This window comes from Aquimarina macrocephali (genome assembly GCF_051627225.1).
GTDB lineage: Bacteria > Bacteroidota > Bacteroidia > Flavobacteriales > Flavobacteriaceae > Aquimarina > Aquimarina macrocephali.
In genome coordinates this window covers 3,430,676-3,453,404 of sequence record NZ_CP151795.1, presented here as the reverse complement: position 1 = coordinate 3,453,404, position 22,729 = coordinate 3,430,676, and the positions used below count along the sequence as shown (strand labels likewise).

The window sequence follows — 22,729 nt, the reverse complement described above, 5'->3', positions numbered from 1 at the left end:
CTTGTAACACAAATTATTATTTATGAAAAACCTATGGATTTTTATTATGGCTATTATCATTTCAAGCTGTGGCAACAATAAAAAGCAAGAAAATCAAACTACAGATGCTACAGATAACAAAACTGAAAAGATTCCAGTAGAACCGGATGGTGGTATGGGGGATGGTGCTGTATCCATTATGGATCATCATATTAAAAACATTGAGAAAGCGCATAAAAAAGCTGACTTCCTAAAACATAAAGCAGTAAGCTTTAGCATTGCTATTTCCTTTGGCGGTAAATTACGTCTGGATGGTAAAATTACCATGTTAACCAATTCGACAAAAATTAGAATCGACAAAAAAGACGAGAGTAAATTGATCTATACTGGCGAAAAAGTTTTTTTGTGTCCAGAAGATGCAAACGATAAAGGAGCTCGTTTCGATATCTTTACCTGGACTTATTTCTTCGGAATGCCATATAAGCTAAATGATCCTGGCAGCAAATTAGAGCTTGAAAATATGAGAGCTTTAAACGAAGTAGAATATCAAACAGCTAGGCTTACTTTTGAAAAAAATATTGGGGATTCACCCGATGATTGGTATATTATTTATACAGATCCCAAAGACCACACCTTACAAGCGACGGTCTATATTGTTACATTTGGAAGCAAAGGCGATATTACTAAGGCAGAAGATGATCCACATATTATACAATATCAGGATTTTAAAACTGTAGAAGGAATCCCATTTGCTACTAAGTGGAAGTTTTATGGTTGGACCGAAGAAAAAGGAATAACCAATGAATTGGGAGAAGCGATTATTACAGATATTACTTTTCTAGAAGACGAAGGTTCTATTTTTGAGACTCCCGATAATGCTAAAGAGATAAAGTTTTAATATAGCTTGAATATTAAAAATTCCTCCAGAACAAGTTCTGGAGGAATTTACTTTTATACTACTCTTTTATAAAAATGCAGTTTAATTTTTTGCTACATCGTTAAGATGAGGTACATCTTGAGTACTTGATGATTTTGATGAACCACATTGTCCTATTCGAGTCCAACTACTAGAAGTTCTTTCATACAAATATCCTCTATATGTTACACGATCTCCTACCTGGTAATTTTGCGAACTAGACCAAGGAGCCACTCCATCACAAATATCATTTCCGCCACCGCCAGGGTACATCGTTTTTATTCCAGCGATATCTCCGCTAGAAAGCCCATTCCTTTGTGCATTATATGTAGATCCATTTTTTTTCACAATAGTAGGTTGCCCATTTGCAGAAAAAGCATAAGAACCGTATAACATGATCGAATTAAAATCTAACGAATTAGTATACTCATCACCATCATATCCTTGTTGAGAATACGTCTTAAAATTGAAGTCTCTATTAGCTTGTATATTCTGAAAATTGATTGTGATATACTGATCTCTGTCTTTTCTGCTTTGCTCATGCCATAACCCAACAGCATGACCTATTTCATGAATTGTATTCCCTGTAGAGCATCCATTTGCCAGATTGATATTTTGTCTTCTTCCAGTGCGACCTACAGAAGATGAACAACCACCACCTGTTCTAAAATAGATATAAGCAGTCTGGTTTGTTCTTTTTACAAATTTAAGACTGGTATTTGCTTCCCAATGCGCAATCGCATTAGTTACCCTTGCTTGATTTGGTAAACTACTTTGTATTTCATAATACACTGTATTGTTTGGCCACCTACTCCCGGTACGCCCTGTACTTTTACCATTTTTTGATGATATCATATCATCAGGAATAACATGCATATCACCCCCCATAATAAATTCACCATTAATTTTTTCGACTTCAACAGATTGCCCATTGAGTTGAATAGTGACGACTTCTCCTTTTTGACCAGGATAAGCTTGTTCCTGTAAGAGTCTTTTTTCGACTGTTGTCTGGTTTTCTAATTGTTCGTGAGAATTGTCCTGATCATTCTCGCATGACGTGAAAGTTGTGCACGCAGCGAATGCTAAAGCACCTAGTAAGGTGCTTTTAAAAACTGTTTTCATAATTAATATTTTTAAGTTTGTGTTATAAGTTTAACTATGATTTTCTCGTTTTTATTGTTCTGTAATAAATAATAATTATAAGTAATTAAATCTACATAAAGAACTGATGTTTATCAACTTCCAAAACATCTTACATATAAAATGACAGGTTTTTTTTGTATCTTTAAAAGACACAAGTTTTGTTCTAAAATTTATTCTCATGACACCACTCTTCAAAAAATTACAATTACCGTTCTCACTAGATGAGATATTGATTCTTAATGAACCCGAAGGGTTTTGTGAAGACCTTGATTGCCTTAAAGGTGTAAATGTTAAAGAATCCTTGATTCAGGTATCAGAAGTTGATTTTGCCGTTATATTTGTTACCGAAAAGAAGCAAATAGAAAATCGTATAGAAACCGTATATCCAAAACTAGTAGGAGATGCAATACTTTGGTTTGCATACCCCAAAAAAAGTTCTAAAAAATATACTTCAGAAATTAATAGAGATTACGGTTGGGGAGTTCTTGGAGATTATAACCTCGAAGCTGTAAATCAAGTTTCTATTAATACAGATTGGAACGCTCTACGTTTTAGAAAAATAAGTTTTATTAAAATGATGGCTGGTAACAAAAATCATGCACTAAGCAAAGCTGGTAAAGAAAAAACTACTGAGATTTAATGAGTTGGCATTTATATATTTTATCATTCATTTTTGGTATTGCAGGAGTTTTTCATCTAATCCGTCCTAAGGCATTCATGAGAATAATGCCATTGTATATTCCTTACCATAAGCTATTGGTATATTTAAGCGGTATTGCAGAAATTTTTGTAAGTCTTGGTCTGTTATTTACCCCAACCAGAACATTTTCTGCATGGAGTATAATTTTTATGCTTATTCTATTTTTCCCGGTTCATATACATATGCTTGTACATAAAAAAGCTAGTTTAAATTTTCCAAAATTCGTTTTGGTCACTAGATTATTACTCCAATTTGGTTTAATCTATTGGACATATCTTTACCTTTAATTTTTTTGTTCACTTCAAAATGTTATCGATACTTCATCAAAAAAACCCTTACATTACTGTAAGGGCGCTTTTAACATCAAACAAAATTAACTTATGAAAAAAACCTCTCTGCAAAGAGGCAGCTATTTTTTATATCTTATGATATGACTTGGTATGAATCTTCATCATAGTTTATAGAGTTCATGTCATAATTATCTTTCTTTAATAGTACTATAGCAATACCACAAAAAACAAGATGAGCAAATGCAAAAAGTAGGCAATCTGCATCAACTAAAAACAAAGTGAAAAAAGTAAATAGTATGATGACAGTGATTAAAGCTTTTCTGATGAAAATCCCTAAAATCAAGAACATTCCTATTACAAATTCCTCAAAAGGTACTAATGGAGCAAGGGTTTCTATAAATGCTATATTAAATACTGTAACATTACCAAAATATATATCTAGCCTTTCTAAAAACTCAGAATACCTAATTACATTATAAGTACCGCTCAACACCAGCAATACTCCAAATACCACTCTAGTGAGATGATATAAATAAATTCTAATTTTCATGATAGATTTGTGTGTAATTTTGAGCGGCAAATTTAAATCTTACCATGATTCTGATTCTTGTATAATTTTGTATATAACTTGTATAAAAATCGATGTAATCGATTAATTATCAACACAATCAAATGTATTTAACCAAAAATACTTGTACAAAAGAATTCCTGTTTTATTGATTTTATTTTTGTAACTTTAAAATGTTAAAGAATTGTTTATGAACCGTTATACCTTGAATGAGACTTTTGTAGTACATCAATATGCTATTGATGAATGGGAAGCGGAACCTCATAATCATAATTATTTTGAAATCATTTTTATTGAAAAAGGAAATGGATATCACACCATTAATGATATACGTTTTCCTTATAAAGAAAACAATATCTTTTTACTTGCACCAGAAGATACTCATCACTTCGAAATTGAAAAACGCACTAATTTTACTTATTTCAAGTTCACAGAACTTTTATTTTCTAGTAAAGTCAATCTTCCTGACAGGAAATATTGGCTACAACGTATTGAGCAATTATTACACCAACCCAATATTATACCAGGAGATGTAATTTCTCATGAAGAAGATCGAAGTATTATTTGGGATATTCATAATGTTGTCTTAGAAGAATTTAAAAATGAGAAAGTATATTATCAAGAAATCATTTCTAATGCGATAAGTACTATCCTAAGTATAATAGTTCGTAATATCTCTGAAAAATATAATTCACATCAAAAAAAGATGCTTGTTTCTCACAATAAAATAGATTCGATCTTGAGTCATATTAGACAACATGTTTATGACAATGATCTTACCAAGATTAATTTTTTGGCAAATAAATTTAATATGTCTCAGAGTTCAATTAGCACATATTTTAAGAGAAAAACAGGAGAATCTATACATCAGTACGTTACAAAGTATAAAATGAAATTGGTAGAGTATCGCTTACAACACACCGAATTTACTATTGCAGAAATTGCATATCAATTGGGATATACAGATGAGAGTCACCTTACCAAAACTTTTAAAAAGCATTTTTCGATGTCTCCCAAACAATACCGTAACGAGATTTCTATTAGTTAATAGTAGTATTATCCAAAAATTTCATTTAATATTTTGGCCAGTCGTATTCCTCCTTTTTGTAATTGAGAGCGTACTATAGGAAAATAATCATACATATATTTATAGCCAAGTTTTTCACCTACATTTGCTGACCCATAAACCTGTTGTGCAAGCTTTTGAGATTCGTCTATCCAGTCTACTATGCCACCGTTTTGAATCGTTTTAACCTCATCATTAGATAAATTTGTCTTGTTTATAGATAACTCTGTATAACTCATCCCATAATAATCTATCATATCACTATCCCAAACTCTATGCAAATTAGATCCATCTCTAAACCAACGTACTTGGATATCATTTCCTCCTTTATCCTCTCCCCTTCCTACATGAAGTGGTTGATGTAAATCACCAACAAAATGCACTAGCATTTTAAGATGAAATATAATATCATCTTTAGATGATTTTTCATCTTTTAATACCGATACACATGTATTTATTCCTTTTACCAAGTCACCATATTCACTAGGTTTTTCTTCTCCATATTTCTTATCAAATGGAAAATTAACATAATGCCAAGGGCTATAACTTCTATATTTTTCGTTACTTTTAATTTCATCAGCAAATGTTGAAATCAAGGCAAGACTCTGACCGTTAAGAAGTTTTGCTATATTACGCTTTGCTTTCTTAGTTAGATATGAATCTGCGATCTGACCTGTAGCTCTATGTCCCGTTTTTCCCCAATCATAATCTGCAGAAAATCCAGATAAAGAAATTATGAATAAAACAAGTAGCAATTTATATTGAAGTTTCATTTATATATATTTTGAAGCAAAGATAAAAAAGGGTATGTTAGTGATTCGTTAAAAATGATTAATTGCGCATAAATAATATTAAAAATAACAAATAGTAATTGTCTCAAATCAAAATATGCTTTCAGATTTGTCGTTTTAGCTGTTTATGTATGTAGTGTTTACTTATCAAACACAATTCAATTCATATTAAACATTTAGCCAATATCAATTTGATTATTATTCATTTTTTATTTGCTATACAAAAAAACCCTACGCTACTATGAAGAGTAAACTTTATTTATTTATGATCTTGATTTCTGCATTGAATTTTGCTCAAAAAAAAGAATTTAACTCTGCAGTGGTTAAAATCAATAGATATATAGAGGGTTCTCTGGTCACGCCTTATTCTGAAGATAATGTTCCTTTGGTTATTTTTATAATGGACGCCGGAGCGATTAATAGAGATGGTAATGATCGAATGTCTAAAAACGATACTTTTAAGCAGCTATCCTATGAACTTGCAAAAGAAGGCATTGCAACTTATCGTTATGACAAAAGGCTTTTTAAGATGGATGGTTTAGGGATTAAAGAACATGAAATTTCTTTAGATCATTACATTGAAGATGCGATATCAATAGTAGATTATTTCAATAAAAACGGAAAATATAAAAAAGTCATTATTGCTGGTCATGGTCAAGGTTCTCTAGTTGGTATGATTGCTGCAAAAGGGAGAGCAGATGGTTTTATTTCTATTACAGGAAATGCCGTATCAATAGATCGGGTAATTATAGAACAAATTGCGAAGCAAGCTCCTGGTTTGGATAAAAGTGCTTCTGTTGCTTTTAAACAATTAAAAGAAAATGGTAGAGCTACCGATTATGATCCAGCACTAGAATCTATTTTTAGATATAATTTACAACCATTTATGAGTTCCTGGGTAAAATATAACCCTTCTGAGGAAATTTTAAAATTAGAAATGCCAATTCTTATTATTTACGGTGATAAAGATATCCAGGTAGAATTGGTACAAGCAGAAAAATTTAAAGAGATTATACCACAAGCCGAATATCTATTTGTTATGGATATGAATCATATTTTAAAAGAAATTAAAGGAGGTCGACTAGAAAATCACAAATCATATAATGAACCCCATAGAAAAATAATGCCAGAAGTTCTGACCGGGATTACTAACTTTGTGAATCAATAGTTTATTTAAAAAATTATATAACCCTAATCCAAAACACCTAATGCCACATCGCATTATATTCTCTGATATTGATGGAACGCTGTTAAATTCTGAAAGAGAGCTTTCTGAACTTACGATTTCAGAAATTAGAAGAGTTAAGAACACTATACCTGTAGTTTTAATATCTTCCAGAATGCCAGATGCTATGAATCATTTGCAGGAAGAGTTAGATATAAAAGACCAACCTATGATATGTTATAATGGAGGGTTAATTTTGATAGATCAAAAACCTGTTCATTCTACTTTTATACCTCCTGATATTATAGAAGAATTAAATAATTTTAATAAAGATCAAAAATTTCATATAAGTTTATATCACAATAATGATTGGTTTGTTCCCGAGATGGATTTTTGGGCAAATCGAGAAGCAAATAACACCAAAGTAAATCCGGTGGTAAAACCAACTCAACATGTGATACAAGAATGGAAAGCCGATAACAAAGGAGCCCATAAGATTATGTGTATGGGTGAAGAATCCTATATAGATCAAGCTTATGCTTTTTTAGAAGATAGTTTCAAAGACACTCTTCATTTATACCGTTCTAAACCAACATATATAGAGATTGCCCATAAAAGTATTTCAAAGTTAACAGCTATAGAAATTCTGCTTGACTCTTATTTTAAAATTCCAATTTCTGAAGCAGTTGCATTTGGAGATAATTATAATGATATTGCAATGCTCCAAGCAGTAGGAACTGGTGTAGCTGTAGCAAATGCAAAACCAGAAACGTTACAAGTAGCAAATGTTATTACGCTTTCAGGAAAAGAAAACGGAGTAGCAACGTATATTCAAAAAAACATTTTATAACTGTGCAAAGAACAATTCATACCATAAAAAACCTAGTATTTGCATTTGCTATATTTAATCTGGCTACTGGTTGCAAAACCACACAACATCCTGTTACATCTAAAAACGTATCTACTATACGCGCTTCTATTGATCTTGTTAATGTAACAGATGATAAAGTTAAGGTAGAAATCCAAATCGATAACTTAAGTCTGGATACAATAAGTTACTACTTGCCAAAAATTGTACCTGGTACTTATCAAAATAACAACTTTGGAAAATATATTGATGATCTTAAAGCGTTTGATCACGAGGGCAATTCTATTTATGTTCAAAAACATGGTGACAATCGTTGGAAAATAACCAATGCCAAACAATTAGATAAAATTACATATTGGGTAAATGACACTTTTGATTCTGAAAGTTCTCATGATGTTTTCTCACCAACAGGATCTAATATTATAAAAGATAAAAATTACATTCTAAATCTATACGCGTTTGTAGGTTATTTTGGTGGGATGCAAGAAAATAAATACAAATTATTTATTAAACATCCTTCTTTTCTGGAAGCTTCAACTTCTATCGAGGAAATACTTTTTGATAATGCAACAAATACTTCTAAAAACGATATCGATTACTTTGCGTTTAAAAGATATGCCGATGTAGTAGATAATCCAATTATGTACTCTATTCCAGATAAAGCAAGCTTTAAAATCAATGACATAGAGATACTTCTAAGTGTTTATTCTAAAAACAAAACCCACAAAGCGGCAAGAATAATGCCCCAGATGGAACGCATGATTAGAGCACAAAAGGATTTTCTGGGCGATATTAACTCTACAAAAAAGTATAGTATATTACTTTACCTTTCTTCTGCAAAATCAGATGACGCACATGGTTTTGGAGCTTTAGAGCATAATACTTCTACGGTAGTTGTATTGCCAGAATCCCTATCTCATGAAAAACTTAATGAGGCACTTATCGATGTTGTTTCTCATGAGTTTTTTCATATTGTAACGCCATTAACCATCCATTCTAAAGAAATTCACAATTTTGATTATAATAGTCCAAAAATGTCCGAGCATTTGTGGTTATACGAAGGTACTACAGAGTATTTCTCAATGCTATTTCAAATTACACAAGGACTTATCACTAAAGATGAATTTTTTGAACGAATCGTTGGTAAGATTGAAGCATCTTCCTCGTTTGATGATTCTATAGCTTTTACAACTATGAGTAAAAACATTTTGGTTGATCCTTATCGTAATAGCTACAGAAATGTTTATGAAAAAGGAGCATTAATCTCTATGTGTCTGGATATTATAATGCGTGAAAAAAGTGACGGAGTTTATGGATTGCTTGATCTTATCAAAAATTTATCGGTTCGATATGGTATTGATGTCCCTTTTGATGATAAAGAACTTATTAATGCAATAGAAGAAGATTCGTATCCAGAGGTGAGTGCATTTTTACAAACACATGTTATGAACAACACTCCTATTGATTATGAATTTTACCTTAATAAAGCCGGAGTGCTTTATGGAATAAAGAATGCGCCTTCTTCTTATTTTATTTTTAAACAAGACCCCTTTGTAACTGGTTCTGAAGTTACCAAAGAAGTTATTTTCACATCAGACATCCCATTTAATAGCTTTCTAAAAGAGCTTGGAATTTTAGAAGGAGATGTTTTGCTAAGTATTAACAAAAAAGAATATAATCTTAATAATATATATGATCTGTTTGGTGATTCTAATAAATGGAAAATAGGAGACGAAATTACATTTAGGATTAAGCGTAATAACGAGGTTATGACACTTAAGTCCAATGTAACCAAACCTACTATAGAGAAGATAATTTTAGAACAAGACCCAAAAATTTCAGAACAACAAAAGATGTTATTAAAAAAATGGATTAATGATTAGAAACTTCTATTTTGATATCATTTTTGACTTCTTCAAATTAAGTGTATTTTGCGAGGTATCTTTTTTAAAACTAAATAATTAATAATGGAGAACATTCCTTTTTTTACAGATGACACCATAGTTTTTGGAATTTTAATGCTTTGTTTAGGGTTCGTTTTTTATACATCTTCTATTCGTAATAATTTCTGGAAAACCTTCTATAAATTTGTTCCTGCACTACTGCTTTGTTATTTATTACCTGCAATATTCAACTCGTTAGGAATTATTTCTCCTCAATGGAAAGAATTAGATGCAGAAGGAGTACTAGTAGAAAAATCTTCTAATGTTTATTATGTTGCCAGTAGATTTTTACTTCCTGCTTCTTTGGTATTAATGACATTAAGCATCGATCTCAAAAGTATTTTTAATTTAGGTCCAAAGGCGTTAATTATGTTTTTAACAGGAACCCTTGGTGTCATTATTGGTGGCCCTATTGCAATCCTGCTTATTTCTCTCGTTTCTCCAGAAACTGTTGGCGGAGCTGGATTTGATGCCATTTGGAGAGGTTTATCTACCTTAGCTGGTAGTTGGATTGGTGGAGGAGCAAATCAAGCGGCTATGCTAGAAATTTATCAATATAATCCTGAGAAATATGGAGGAATGGTATTGGTAGATATTGTTGTTGCCAATATATGGATGGCTATATTATTATTGGGTATCGGTAAGAGTGATAAAATCGATCGTTGGTTAAAAGCTGATAATAGCGCTATCGAAGCCTTAAAACAAAAAGTATCCAGTTATGCAGAAAGCATAACCCGAACCCCTACTCTATCGGATTATATCATTATGCTTTCTATTGCATTCACCGTAGTAGGGATTGCACATTGGGGAGCAGCAGGGGTTTCTAATTTATTGTCTGATAATTTTGAAGTTTTTAATGATAAGAGTTCTGCATTATCATCGTTTACTTCTAAGTTTTTCTGGATGATTACCATTGCTACTGCAATTGGAATTCTGTTATCATATACCAAAGTCAAGCAATATGAAGGAGCAGGAGCTAGTAAACTAGGAAGTGTTTTTATCTATATCCTGGTAGCTACCATAGGGATGAAAATGGATATTGGTAAGATTTTTGAAAACCCGGGACTTATCGCCATCGGACTTGTTTGGATGGCCATACATGTTTTACTTCTTATCGGAGTAGCAAAATTGATCAAAGCTCCTTACTTTTTTCTTGCCGTAGGCAGTAAAGCTAATATAGGAGGAGCAGCATCTGCACCAGTAGTTGCAGCAGCATTTCACCCTTCACTGGCAACAGTAGGTGTGCTTCTTGCCGTTTTTGGATATGTTGTAGGAACATATGGAGCCCTTTTATGTACTATTCTTATGCAAATAGCTTCTGGAAGCTGATAAAAAAGAGAGCACGTTTTACCCATTAGATTCTATTTTTTTGTTTCATTTAAAATAAAACTCGCATCTTTGTGGCCCTACTAAAAAACAAAAATCAGTACATGAAGTATTTTTCTATTCTATTATTTTTAACTGTATTATTAACGAATTGCAGTTCACCTACTAAGAAAGGGAATGTAACAGTAATAGGTAACATCAAAGGATTAAAAAAAGGAAAAGTATACTTACAAAGAATACAGGATACTCTATTGGTGAATGTGGATTCTGTAAGTATTGATGGTAATTCTGAATTTGTACTTACATCCGAGGTTAAAGAACCTGAAATTCATTACCTATACCTTGATAAAAACGACGGAAAACAATATAATGATCGTATCGACTTTTTTGTAGAACCAGGAGAGATCTCCATAACCACTAATTTACTTGATTTTGAAAATGATGTAAAAATAAAAGGTGGGAAAAATCAAGAGAAATATACTGAATACAAAAAAATGCTTAAACGATTCAATGAAAGAAATCTTAGGATCATTAAAGAAGATTTTGAAGCCAGTAAGCAAAAAGATGACGAAAAACTCATTGAAAATGATAAAGCTTACAAAAATTTAATGCGCCAAAAATATTTATATACTATTAATTTTGCTGTAACAAATAGAAAGTTAGAAGTCGCTCCTTATATCACACTTAATGAAGTTTTTGATGCTAACATAAAATTTTTGGATACCGTTGCCAGATCTTTAAGTCCTAAAGTAAAAAAATCTTTATACGGAAAACAATTGATTAAGTATATTGATGATCGCAAAGCCAAAGAAGCAGAAGCTACTATAGAAGAATAACTTTCTAAAATTCTGTAGATTTTCTAATATTTAAAGTGTCTTTTGATTCCTAAAACCATAAGTTTTCGGTACAAGAACTACTAAGTAAATTCTTGGTTAAATTCTATAAAAAATTTGAAATCATAAAAAAAGAAAAGCGAACCGAAGTTCGCTAAATTTTATGGCCAACATTTTGCTGGACATGTATTAAAACAACTAATCTCACTTGGGCCTGGACAACCTCCTGTTGCTCCTCCTTTAACTTGCGTTAACCCTAATTTAGAAATAGATTTTTTGTTAAGTTTTAACGACTTCAGATTCCTTTTTTTCATGATATATATTTAAAGGTTAATAATCAAACCAAATTAAGAAAATATCTATGTGCAAAAGTTAAAAAATGATTAAGAAAAAGAGAAAAAAGACTTAAAACACAAAAATCCATAGTTAAAAAGACTGTCTAAATTTGAGAGGAGTTAAAGTTACTCTCTTTTTAAAAACTCTGTTAAAAGCAGCTTCAGATTGATAACCAACTTCGTTGGCTATCTCCCCTACCGGCTTATTGCTCTCTATCAAAAGTTCTTTTGCCTGTAACATTCTCCATTGTGTGATATAATTCAATGGGGTTTCTCCCATTAAGTCCCTAAATTGATTACTAAAGCTTGTTCGCGACATTCCTGCGATTCGTGCTAGTGAAACCAGTCTCCAATTCATTTCTGGAGCACTATGAATAGCCTTTAGCACCTTACCTATCCGTTCGTCTTGCATAGCTGCTACAAACCCTTTTTTAGCTTTGTTTCTCTGAATATAAGCCCTTAACGTATGAATAAATAAAACCTCTCCTAGTTTATCTACAATGACCTGACTTCCTGGTTGTTCATTTCCAGCTTCATGAATTACAAGATTAACAATATTTTCTAACCATGAGAATTCTTTTTTCTCTGCATCAGGTATATGGATAATTTTAGGCATTTCTTTTATAAAAGGATGCTCTATACTTCTATCAAACTCAAAATGACCACATAGTAATGTTGTAGCTATATTATCTCCTTCGAATAAAGGCTTTCCTTTTAAAATAGCTCGTACTACATCCTGCCCGTTTTGTCGTTTACTTGTCTCTAAATCTGCCAACCAATGATTTGTCCCTAAAGGAAAAACAACAATATCACCCGCAAATAGTTGAATAGATTTATCTTTTGTTTTAAGTATACATTGACCCCGTGTTACAATATGAAACTGCGCGAAAGGCCCCTTAGGAATATCCATTCCCCATGGAGAAGAAAAATTTGATTTAAAATATACAGCACTCGATAATTTTACTTTTTTTAAAACATCACTAAATACATCCATAACACAATTTTGTACTATTGAGCAAATATAATTGTTTTTTAAGCACTAAAAACACAAATTATGATTCTATTTTTGTACTAATTATTAATCTACAAAATTATTTTCAATGAAAAAAATGATCTTAACTCTAGTAATTGCTATACTTGGAACAAGTCTGGGAGTAGCTCAAAAAGTAAACGTGAACAAAAATAATGTTGCTAATAATGGATATGATGTGGTCAATTACTTCACAACCAATACAGCAATGAGAGGAAGTATCGAGTTTTCTACTACATACAATGAAGCTACTTATTATTTTGCAAATGCAGAACATCTAAAAGCTTTCAAAGCTAACCCATCACAGTATCTTCCTCAATTTGATGGTTATTGCGCATTTGCTGTAGCGAAAATGAATAAGAAGGTACCTGTTGACCCTAATACATTTAGAGTCGATAATGGAAAACTATACCTCTTCTACAATGATTACTGGGAGGGCAAACCTTTTAATACAATTATACCATGGATTGGGAATGAATCTGAAATGGAAAAATTGGCAAACACGAACTGGAAGTCTCTTAAGAACAAATAATTATGATTTCATAAGATGAGTTCGATCCATTGGTATAAATGCCTTATCGCAAAATGTTAATTGAGGTATTACCGTATATCATCGATATGTATTTTCCTTAATTTAGTGATGAAACTTAAAACTTAAACATCATGTTAAAAACCATCTTAAATTTAAAAGGAACAAAAAGTCTTAAAAAAAGTGAACAAAAAGGAATAAACGGTGGTCGTATTCCGGTGCTTCGAAAATGTTGTAATCCTGCATTACGATGCTGTACTACTTCTCATGTAGCATTAAACAATCCTAGTTGTGGCGCTACTTATATCCCAGGATGCTCATATCATCCATCAAATGGTTGCTGTATCTAGATTTTTTTAAACAGAATAATTCATTCTGTTTTAAGACATTTTGAATTCATTCTCTATTTAGAAAAAGAAAAGTCCTAAACATAAGTTTAGGACTTTTTTTTAAGAGCCGATAGAGGGACTCGAACCCACGACCTGCTGATTACAAATCAGCTGCTCTAGCCAGCTGAGCTATATCGGCAAAAACGGTTGCAAATATAATTTCTACAACCGTTTTTACAAATATTTTTTAAAGAAAATTACAATGCATTTACTTTTTCAACTAAAGCCTTAGCTGTTTTTTCTAAATCCTCACGAAGAGATTTGAAATGTTTTTTAGGGTTTTCAAGTTTTCGTTCATTAGCCCTAGCCATAAATCCATCAAAAGATGTAATTGCTTCATCAATGATTGCTTCTCCAGATTTACCATCTTTACCAGGATTTTCTAATTCCCACATATAAACTTCTTCTATAATATCTCCTAAAACGTAATTTATATCTTTTTTAAGGTCTCTCTTATTTGCCATATCTAATTTGTTTTGTGCAAAATTAGTGTTTTCAATTCAATAATGAGTATGTAAAAGGCGAACTCCTTCTCAAATTTTTATTTTCAGAAAGAGTTAGTTACTCATTTACCATTTCTTTTATTTTTTCTATTACTTTATCTAAATGTTCTGAAGCTTTCATACTATTAAATTTTAGTTGTATGATTCCTTTTTCATCTATCACATAGGTTTCTCTTCCTGGCAGTAATCCCAATAATTCTGATTTCACGTCAAAAAGTTTTCTTAATTCACCTTTAGGATCAGACAAGAACATAAAGGGAAGTGCATATTTACTTTTAAATCTCGCGTGTGATTTTATACTATCGGCACTTATACCTATCACTTCTACGCCTAGGGTTACAAAATCAACATAATTATCTCTAAAGCTGCAGGCTTCTTTTGTACAACCAGGAGTAAAGTTTTTAGGGTAAAAATAAAGTATCAGATTTTTTTTTCCGATAATATCAGAACTTAAAAATTGTTCTCCTTTATCATTCGTAGCGATAAACTCAGGAACCTTATCACCTACTTGCAACCCCATATTCTATTCTCCTTTATAGATTACAAAATTGCGAGGGGTTTCATATAGGGTAACTTCAATATCGTATTGTGAAGCTATCTTTTTACGCAATCTGTTCCATATTACAAAGGCTATATTTTCTACAGTAGGATTTAAACTCTCAAACTCTTCAACCTCTTCATTAAGATTTTTATGATCCATATAGTCTTCGACTTCGGTTTTAATGTACTCTTTTAAAATCTTAAGATCCATCAAAAACCCTGTTTCTGGGTCTGTCTCTCCTATTACTGCCACGATAAGTTCATAGTTATGGCCGTGATATTTTGGATTGCTACACTTGCCAAATATCTGAAGGTTTTTTTCATCACTCCAATCCTTTCTATACAATCGATGTGCTGCATTAAAATGAGCTTTTCTACAGGCTTTAATCCTCATAAGGTTATGTGTGAATAAAATTTTTCAAAAATGATTTTAAACCATTCTGTGTATTGTTCGGGATGCTCTAATATATCGTGTTTAACAGCTTCTATAGGCATCCATTTCCAATCGACTACTTCTTCAGTATTAATGACAGGATCTTCTTCATATTCTCCTAATAATACATGATCGTACTCATGTTCTGTAAGTCCATTATCAAAAGGAGCTTTATATATAAACGAGACAGAATCTTTTAATGAGGTGGTAAATCCCATTTCTTCTTGTAATCTTCGTATTCCTGCTTCTACGTTAGTTTCTCCTTCTCTTTGGTGACTACAACATGTATTAGTCCATAAACCAGGTGAATGGTATTTATGGTGCGCCCTTTGCTGAAGCATTAATTCGTTTTTACCATTAATAATAAATACCGAAAAGGCTCTATGTAATACAGCTTTTTGATGTGCTTCTAGTTTAGGCATCAACCCGATTTGCTCATCATTTTCATTAACCAGGATAACTTTTTCTTCTTTCATTGCTTTTAATTGCTCCAAAATTACAAAATCATAAGAGTAATTCATAATCCATCCAGTTTATAGATGTTAATTTAGCTGTATCTGTTCTTAGTGAAAACTTTACTATAAAATTTTTAAATAGTAAAGCAAAAAATCTGCCATATCTCAGAATTGGCTTTAATATTTATTTTAAACTTATTATCCTGTAGTTTTTCAAAAACAGAATTTCTTCAATAAAAAACGCCTCAACAGTATGAGGCGTTTTTTATATATGTATAGAATTTATCGCTATAAAAATTATTTAATGATGATAAATTCGCTTCGTCTATTTAATTGGTGTTTATCTTTTTTACAATTCGATTCATTACCACAGTCATTAACCAATTGTGTTTCTCCATATCCTTTTCCTGTTAATCGATCTGCAGATATGCCATTATTGATCATATAATTTACTGTAGCTTCAGCTCTTTTTTCAGATAAATACAAGTTATACTGATCTTCTCCATGACTATCTGTATGTGATCTAATTTCTAGTTTCATATCAGCATATTGATTCATCACTTCAATCACTTTTGCTAGTTCTACTTTTGCATCAGAACGTATTGTATATCCATTAAAGTCAAAGTAAATTGGCTTAAGCGATAATATCTTTGTTAAGTCGTCTCCTACATCTGCAGATTTAATTTTCTTTTCTAATGCAAGTGGAGTATCTATCGTTTGAGATTTATCGGATGTATTCACGAGCTTCTCCAGAGTGTTATACTCTTCTTTCTCTGCTCTTACAAAGTAACTGGTTTCACATTCTACTAATTGTGAATAGGTAGCCTCATCACCCATAACAAAACTTTGTATTAGGTTATTATTGCTATCATATATAGATACTTTGGTTCCTGGCAGTAATTCGTTAGTATCCTTATCAGTAACCAATCCTGCAATTGTAGTTTCACAGAAATCTTTTAAATCTTCTAGCTCTACGAAGCTATAAATATCATCACTTCCTTTTCCTCCTTCACGATTAGATGAAAAGTATCCTTTCTTGGTGTTTTCATCAATTATAAACGCAAAATCATCTTTAGGCCCATTAATTGGTCTACCAACGTTAACTACTAATTTTTCTTTGTCTGTTTGCGGATTAATCTTTGTTACGTATACATCTAATCCTCCTAAACCTACATGTCCATTAGACGAAAAATATAATTCGTTGTCCGCTCCTATAAATGGGAATGTTTCTTTTCCTTCTGTATTAATTCTATCTCCCAAATTTTTTGGCTCTCCAAAACTACCATCTCCATTAATAGCTACTTCATACAAATCAGAAAGTCCTTTTCCTCCAGGCATATCTGACGAAAAATACAGTGTTTTTTCATCACTACTCAATGTAGGATGTGCTACAGAATATTCATCACTATTAAATGGTAAATTTTGCGGTGTTGTCCATCCTCCTTCAGGATTTTTATAGGAACGATATATTTTCAACTTATTTGTTCCTCTTTGATCACGACCTAGTTTTCCTTCTTCAAAATTATTTCTTGTAAAGTAGATAGTTCGTGTATCTTTTGTAAAAACAGGTGTTGACTCGTGAAATTTGGAATTTATTTTTCGGTCAAACCTTCTTATTTTCGAAAAGCTATTATTTACAGAGTCATATTTTGCTTCAAAAAGATTTAGGAAAGCCTCTCCATTCCATTGATGAATAGCCTTTTTAAATGTTAATGTATCTCTAGAAGAGCTAAACACTATACTTTTTCCATAAAAAGCGGTTCCAAACTCAACAAAAGAAGAATTCACTGATGCATTTTCTATCTCAAATCTACCTGATTGAAAATCGATACGTTTTAGATAATCAGATCCGTCTAAAAATAATTTTGCACGTTGGTCATTTCCATTAGCTGCTGCAAATTTTTGCATGTACGTATCAGAATCCTGGTACCTTTCTACTGTTTTTAGAGTCTGCGCATATCTAAAGTAGTACTCGGGCTCAACTTGATCAGGATAAGAATTCATTAATTCTTCATACCATTTTAGTGCCTCTTCAAACTGGCTATTAAAATAATAACTATCTCCCAGATTCATAAAAAGATCCGCACTTTTATATCCTTTTCTAGCTACTTTAAGATACGTTTCCTGTGCATCAATGTATTGATACTTATCGTATTGCTCTTTGGCTTTTTTGAGTTTTTTTTCTTGAGATAAAAGAGTATTGTTCCCGAAAAACAACAACATAAAAATCAATAATGATTTAAGTAAATATTTCCCCATTTTTTTACTATTACTTTTTAAATACTTAATTAAAAGAAACGCGGTGTCAGCATTCTATTATATTTTTTGAAAAGTTCGAATCGTAGCATTACCTCATAACTTCCATCATTAAATTGTGACTGTCCTAACTCCGTTGTTTCTCGATCATAGGCAAATCCAATCATCATTGAGTCTGATATCTGAAAACCTACCATACCACTTAGTGCTGCACTCCAACGATATGCTGCTCCTAAGGTTAAACGGTCATACAACAAAAAGTTTGCAGATACGTCTACTTGCAATGGCGCTCCAAATACTAGTTTGCTTAAAACGGCAGGTTTAAATTTTATATCATCACTCAAATCAAAAACATGACCAGCTATCAAATAATAGTTGATTCGTTCTTCTGCCAAAAAACTCACTGCCGTACTATTGACATCTGTAGTACTTTCATCAAAATGATCTGTTTCTAATAGATTAGGAGCACTTAGTCCCACATAAAAACGATCTGTATGATAATAGACTCCAACTCCTACATTAGGGCTAAATTTATTATCAATATTGTTTTCGAATAAAGCATCATTACTATTAAACCGGTTTAATTTTTGAAAATCTACATTTAACAAATGACCGCCCGCTTTTAATCCAAAACTTAGTTTTCCTTGTTCTGAAGTAGGAATAGAATAGGAAAAATCAATATCAAAATATGTCTCATCGGTAGGGCCAATCTCATCATTAACAATAGATACACCTAAACCAAGGCGTTCATTACCTCCTATAGGAGTATTAAGAGTAAGTGTTTGAGTACGTGGCGCACCATCTAAGCCAACCCATTGACTACGGTGAAGTCCCATAATACTTAATACTCCACGACTACCGGCATAGGCAGGATTAACACTAATCGTATTGTACATGTATTGGGTATATTGAGCATCTTGTTGTGCGCAAATAGAAGTTGTAGCAAAACCTAAAACTACAAGCATAAACATTATTGACGATGTATTCATAAGTATTTAATTCGATTTAGGGAATAACAAATATATGATATTCCAGATACATTTATCTATTTATATACAAGTAACCAGCTTTGGACATGTTGATTCCACTAGCGTTTTCATATTCTAAAACATAAAAATAAGTCCCTACTGGCAGTTCTTTATTACGGCCTATTGTAGCTCTTCCTTCGCTAATCCCTTCAAAGAATCTAGTTCCGGATTGTTCATATCGATCCTGTTCAAATATCTTAACTCCCCAACGATTGAATATCTGTAATGTATTATTAGGAAAATTATCTAATCCTACTATTCTAAACTGATCATTAATACCATCTCCATTAGGAGAGATCCCGGTATATACAATAATTTGATCATCAACATCCGCAATTACAATAAATCCATTATTTTCTTCTATTGTTATTCCGGTTCCTATTACAGTTACTGTTGTTGGGTCGGTTCCTTCTGTTTGTAAACTCCCTAACGGAAGTGTTGTATTGTCGATATCTACTATAGTTGCTCCTACGGGAACATTCGCAATATAATCTCCGTTTAGATCTGTAGTTACGATTTGCTCTACCCCATTAACATCGATAATATTAACATCTACTCCTTCTAAGTCTGGCTCACCAATATCCTGTGTGCTATTATCATTTAAGTCACTATACAAATGACCTGTTATAGTACCATTTGGAGCAGGAACTACTGTTATTGTAATCACTGCATCATCACAAGCTAGTGGGATCGCTATACTACATAGGGTATAGATAATGGTATAGTCACCCGGTGGAGTATTTGGTAAAACTGTAACTTCTCCTGTAGTTGGGTTTAGGCTAACACCATCTCCTGGATTGGGATCTGCGACTGTTGTTATCGTAACATCCACACCTAGTGTAACCCCATTTCCATCTAAAATATCATTGTCATTAACAACATTGATAGAATTACCTCCTGTATCACCATCTATAGTCACCGTATCATCATTTGCTATCAAGCATGATAAAGGTATATTAACGGATAGCATTCGTTTACAACCATTAACCGCTGTTGCTGTAACATCAATGTTTACTCCTGGGGTTATCCCTTCAATACTCCATACATTACCAGAAATATTGTTTACGGTCCCCGAAGTACTGGTCACTGTACCTGAGCTTACAGTTACCTCCAGGGAATATGTTGTTGAATCGGCTGAGCAAGTTGGAGCACTTGTCACGCTAATAGTTGGCGCAGCATTAACTGTAAGTATTCTTTCTTCTGAAGTTTTAGAATCACATGCATATGTCGAACTGGAGACAATTACTCGATATCGATTTCCATCATCAGATGCTGAAGCATTTGTAATTGTTAATGTATTGGTAGTTGTAGTGCTATGAATACCACTATTTGTTAAATCATCCCAGGAACTACCATTAAATAATTGCCATTGATATGTATCTGCATTAGAAGTTAATATGGTAAACGTAGTATCTGTTCCTTCACATATTGTAGAATTAGATGGCTGCGTAGTAATGGTCGGAGCAACTCCAGCAGTAATAACATTAGTATTTGTCCCGGTATACCCGTCACTTCCCGAGGTAACTAAGCCATTTCCATCAACGGTAAGTCCAGCTCCAAAAGTACCATTCCCCAAAAGGCCATCATCATCATCATCTGTAAATCCTGCTTCAATAACATCATTACAATTATCCCCATCACTGTCTAGATCGTGATAATCTGGAATTCCATCATTATCTGTATCAGTACTTTTACAGGTAAATACTATTAATTCTAAACGATCATATCCTATTCCACTTCCACCAACCTGAATAAATTGGAGTGTAAAAGAAGAAACCGCTCCTTGTATCTGTAAAGAACCAGATGCAGTTCCATCGGCATCATTCATACTACTTTCTCTTGTATAAATACCTAAAAAAGCAGAATCCGCTCCCCCATCTCTTGCAGTTGTTGATGTTGTATGAAAATCATTCGTTCCTCCTAGTTTTCTCCATGTTAATCCTCCTAGCAGAGTAATATCTGCAGAATTTTGGGTAGGCCCACTAAATGATCCAATACGATCTAAATGTAGTATTGGATTATCTACAATTACAGGATTTCCCAAAGCATCTTCAAAACTAATAGTTAGTGTTGAGTTCCAATTATAGTCACTTTGTAATGAAACATCTCCAGCCAAATTTTCTGACCAAAAACCTGCACCTATAGGGTTGAAATTTCCATTAGAAAACGCCGTGGTTGTATTTGTAGTAGCTCTAAGAATTAAATTTGGAGCAATAGTCGTTGTATTATTAAAACCGGTACCACTCCAATTTCCAGATTGTACTGGAGTACATATCCCTTCTTCTGTATCTAAAATACCATCGTTATCATCATCATTATCACATATATCTGAAACAGTATCCCCGTCTGTATCAATGTTTCCTGAAATTGTAGAGTCACATGAATCAATTACAGGACAACAAATACTATAATCTTCTGATATCCATATTGTTTGATCTAAGCCAATTCTTGCTACTCCTGCGGCATAGGAAATTACTAATTTATCAATCGCATTTCCATTAGAGTTAACCAATACAGATCCATTATCATTAGTACTCGATGGATTATCCGATTGTCCGTCGGCCGTTTGTCCAATAATCGTAAAAGTTGGTGTATCTCCAGCTGCAGTAAGTATTAAAGGAACATTTACACCTCCAACAGATGCGGTAAAAGTAACATTATCATCAAAAGTAACATTATAATCAATATCATCTACCTTAAAATCATTGATCGTAACAGGCGTAGAAAAATCTATAGTAAGACTTGCTTGATCTCCTACAGCTACATCTCTTATAGCCATTTTATATCGCTTATTGTCGATTTCTGTTCCACTAGTACTTAAAACATTATCAGGATCTTGTAATGTTAATGTTAATGTTGCAGGAGCCGAACACACCGAAGTCGTATAAGTAGAGCTTAGAACTGTGGTTTCATCCCATGGATTAGGAGTCAAAAGACTCCAATCAAAAGTTTGAGAATTACCAAGACATTGTGCTTTAACACCTGTGAATGAAGTACTAAAAAAAAGAAATAATACAAATACTTTAATTCTGAATGTTGATCCAGAATTTCCCCCAAAAGTAATTTTTTTCATATGACGAACATTTATAATATCATTTGCAAAAACTCTACGAAATAAATTTTTACAAATTATTTATAAAACATAATTAATATCACACAATAAAACCGTAATAAAAATACGGTTTTACCATAATACGATTACAAAACTAAGAAAATAAATTTCTTAACTATTTAATAAAATTTATTTTCCAATTTTCTCGATGCAAATCACTTTTAACCGGTGAAATACACATGCTCGCCAAAGTTTATATATATATTTAAAAAAGGAATCCCCTCCTTGTTGTTTAATTCTAATTACGCTTAATATCTCTAATTCTATAAAGCCAAAATCTTCATTTTTCAAGCAAAACATAAGAAGTTTTACGTATATGCCATTAATCAATTCTCCCCAATAACATCTTAATAATTACGAAACTAGATATAAATCTAATCGTTTTAACATTTAACTTTATATCAAATTTTAAAATAATCGATAAAAAATTATTTTCATCGATTAAATACATACAGACAAATCTTCAAATCTATTTTTTCGTACCAGACATTTCAATGTTCCTACACTATGAAATCGTAAGAGCTTTATTGT

23 protein-coding genes and 1 tRNA gene are annotated in these 22,729 nt (G+C 32.3%); 11 read left to right on the top strand and 13 right to left on the bottom strand.

What is annotated here, in order from left to right; genetic code table 11:
* Positions 1-22: 22 nt before the first annotated feature.
* Entirely contained in the window at positions 23-877 is an 855-nt protein-coding gene (locus AAFU52_RS14925) for a DUF6503 family protein (protein WP_438422437.1), read from the top strand.
* Positions 878-958: 81 nt separating this feature from the next.
* On the opposite strand, the gene AAFU52_RS14920 is transcribed toward AAFU52_RS14925, so the two are convergent.
* On the bottom strand, positions 959-2,017 hold the full coding sequence (locus tag AAFU52_RS14920) for a M12 family metallopeptidase (RefSeq protein WP_438422436.1): 1,059 nt from the start codon (positions 2,015-2,017) through the stop codon (positions 959-961).
* Between the two features lie 199 nt (positions 2,018-2,216).
* On the opposite strand from AAFU52_RS14920, the gene AAFU52_RS14915 reads away from it, so the two are divergent.
* Together AAFU52_RS14915 and AAFU52_RS14910 are read left to right on the top strand one after the other, a co-directional pair.
* Complete coding sequence (locus AAFU52_RS14915; RefSeq protein WP_438422435.1) at positions 2,217-2,678, top strand: hypothetical protein; 462 nt, start codon at positions 2,217-2,219, stop codon at positions 2,676-2,678.
* Positions 2,678-3,025 carry a DoxX family protein gene (locus AAFU52_RS14910; protein WP_438422434.1) on the top strand — a complete coding sequence of 116 codons (348 nt, stop codon included), beginning with the start codon at positions 2,678-2,680 and terminating at the stop codon, positions 3,023-3,025. The genes AAFU52_RS14915 and AAFU52_RS14910 overlap by 1 nt, the downstream gene beginning before the upstream one ends.
* Positions 3,026-3,161: 136 nt before the next feature.
* On the opposite strand, the gene AAFU52_RS14905 is transcribed toward AAFU52_RS14910, so the two are convergent.
* A complete protein-coding gene (locus tag AAFU52_RS14905; protein WP_024768860.1) occupies positions 3,162-3,578 on the bottom strand; it encodes a MauE/DoxX family redox-associated membrane protein in 417 nt (138 codons plus the stop codon).
* A 208-nt stretch (positions 3,579-3,786) separates the two neighbouring features.
* Here AAFU52_RS14905 and AAFU52_RS14900 point away from each other — a divergent pair, with 208 nt between their 5' ends.
* Complete coding sequence (locus AAFU52_RS14900) at positions 3,787-4,644, top strand: helix-turn-helix domain-containing protein (protein WP_024768861.1); 858 nt, start codon at positions 3,787-3,789, stop codon at positions 4,642-4,644.
* An 8-nt stretch (positions 4,645-4,652) separates the two neighbouring features.
* On the opposite strand, the gene AAFU52_RS14895 is transcribed toward AAFU52_RS14900, so the two are convergent.
* Complete coding sequence (locus AAFU52_RS14895) at positions 4,653-5,435, bottom strand: S1/P1 nuclease (protein WP_438422433.1); 783 nt, start codon at positions 5,433-5,435, stop codon at positions 4,653-4,655.
* A 259-nt stretch (positions 5,436-5,694) separates the two neighbouring features.
* Between AAFU52_RS14895 and AAFU52_RS14890 the strand changes: the two genes are divergently transcribed.
* The 5 genes from AAFU52_RS14890 (at position 5,695) to AAFU52_RS14870 (ending at position 11,591) form a co-directional block, all read left to right on the top strand.
* Positions 5,695-6,621 (top strand): alpha/beta hydrolase, encoded by a 927-nt coding sequence (locus AAFU52_RS14890; RefSeq protein WP_438422432.1) that lies wholly within the window; start codon positions 5,695-5,697, stop codon positions 6,619-6,621.
* 40 nt (positions 6,622-6,661) lie between these two features.
* On the top strand, positions 6,662-7,468 hold the full coding sequence (locus AAFU52_RS14885) for a Cof-type HAD-IIB family hydrolase (RefSeq protein WP_438422431.1): 807 nt from the start codon (positions 6,662-6,664) through the stop codon (positions 7,466-7,468).
* A gap of 2 nt (positions 7,469-7,470) precedes the next feature.
* Positions 7,471-9,369: a M61 family metallopeptidase gene (locus AAFU52_RS14880; RefSeq protein ID WP_438422430.1), complete on the top strand. Its 1,899-nt coding sequence runs from the start codon at positions 7,471-7,473 to the stop codon at positions 9,367-9,369.
* Positions 9,370-9,453: 84 nt separating this feature from the next.
* Positions 9,454-10,758, top strand: coding sequence for a DUF819 family protein (locus AAFU52_RS14875; protein WP_438422429.1), 1,305 nt, complete (start codon positions 9,454-9,456; stop codon positions 10,756-10,758).
* A 101-nt stretch (positions 10,759-10,859) separates the two neighbouring features.
* Positions 10,860-11,591, top strand: coding sequence for a DUF4369 domain-containing protein (locus tag AAFU52_RS14870; RefSeq protein WP_438422428.1), 732 nt, complete (start codon positions 10,860-10,862; stop codon positions 11,589-11,591).
* A gap of 158 nt (positions 11,592-11,749) precedes the next feature.
* Here the strand turns inward: AAFU52_RS14870 and AAFU52_RS14865 are convergent, their stop codons facing one another.
* Positions 11,750-11,902, bottom strand: a complete 153-nt coding sequence (locus tag AAFU52_RS14865) for a hypothetical protein (RefSeq protein WP_438422427.1) — start codon at positions 11,900-11,902, stop codon at positions 11,750-11,752.
* Between the two features lie 112 nt (positions 11,903-12,014).
* Positions 12,015-12,917, bottom strand: a complete 903-nt coding sequence (locus tag AAFU52_RS14860; protein WP_024768868.1) for an AraC family transcriptional regulator — start codon at positions 12,915-12,917, stop codon at positions 12,015-12,017.
* A gap of 106 nt (positions 12,918-13,023) precedes the next feature.
* Here AAFU52_RS14860 and AAFU52_RS14855 point away from each other — a divergent pair, with 106 nt between their 5' ends.
* Together AAFU52_RS14855 and AAFU52_RS14850 are read left to right on the top strand one after the other, a co-directional pair.
* Positions 13,024-13,485, top strand: coding sequence for a YHS domain-containing (seleno)protein (locus AAFU52_RS14855; RefSeq protein WP_024768869.1), 462 nt, complete (start codon positions 13,024-13,026; stop codon positions 13,483-13,485).
* 131 nt (positions 13,486-13,616) lie between these two features.
* Complete coding sequence (locus AAFU52_RS14850) at positions 13,617-13,832, top strand: hypothetical protein (RefSeq protein ID WP_024768870.1); 216 nt, start codon at positions 13,617-13,619, stop codon at positions 13,830-13,832.
* A gap of 104 nt (positions 13,833-13,936) precedes the next feature.
* Here AAFU52_RS14850 and AAFU52_RS14845 read toward each other — a convergent pair.
* The 8 genes from AAFU52_RS14845 to AAFU52_RS14810 all read right to left on the bottom strand — a co-directional run bounded on the left by AAFU52_RS14845 (position 13,937) and on the right by AAFU52_RS14810 (position 22,159).
* Positions 13,937-14,010, bottom strand: a tRNA-Thr gene (locus tag AAFU52_RS14845).
* Between the two features lie 58 nt (positions 14,011-14,068).
* Positions 14,069-14,335 (bottom strand): hypothetical protein, encoded by a 267-nt coding sequence (locus AAFU52_RS14840; protein ID WP_024768871.1) that lies wholly within the window; start codon positions 14,333-14,335, stop codon positions 14,069-14,071.
* A gap of 97 nt (positions 14,336-14,432) precedes the next feature.
* Entirely contained in the window at positions 14,433-14,894 is a 462-nt protein-coding gene (locus AAFU52_RS14835) for a peroxiredoxin (RefSeq protein ID WP_438422426.1), read from the bottom strand.
* 3 nt (positions 14,895-14,897) lie between these two features.
* The gene (locus tag AAFU52_RS14830) at positions 14,898-15,308 is read right to left on the bottom strand and encodes a 6-pyruvoyl trahydropterin synthase family protein (RefSeq protein WP_024768873.1); all 411 of its coding nucleotides are present in this window, start codon (positions 15,306-15,308) and stop codon (positions 14,898-14,900) included.
* Positions 15,305-15,823, bottom strand: a complete 519-nt coding sequence (gene idi, locus AAFU52_RS14825) for an isopentenyl-diphosphate Delta-isomerase (RefSeq protein ID WP_438426642.1) — start codon at positions 15,821-15,823, stop codon at positions 15,305-15,307. Before idi ends, AAFU52_RS14830 begins: the two co-directional genes overlap by 4 nt.
* A 276-nt stretch (positions 15,824-16,099) precedes the next feature.
* Positions 16,100-18,061: an OmpA family protein gene (locus AAFU52_RS14820; protein ID WP_438422425.1), complete on the bottom strand. Its 1,962-nt coding sequence runs from the start codon at positions 18,059-18,061 to the stop codon at positions 16,100-16,102.
* A 29-nt stretch (positions 18,062-18,090) separates the two neighbouring features.
* Positions 18,091-19,047, bottom strand: a complete 957-nt coding sequence (locus tag AAFU52_RS14815) for a PorP/SprF family type IX secretion system membrane protein (protein WP_438422424.1) — start codon at positions 19,045-19,047, stop codon at positions 18,091-18,093.
* A 52-nt stretch (positions 19,048-19,099) separates the two neighbouring features.
* Positions 19,100-22,159 carry a gliding motility-associated C-terminal domain-containing protein gene (locus tag AAFU52_RS14810; RefSeq protein WP_438422423.1) on the bottom strand — a complete coding sequence of 1,020 codons (3,060 nt, stop codon included), beginning with the start codon at positions 22,157-22,159 and terminating at the stop codon, positions 19,100-19,102.
* Positions 22,160-22,729 lie beyond the last annotated feature (570 nt).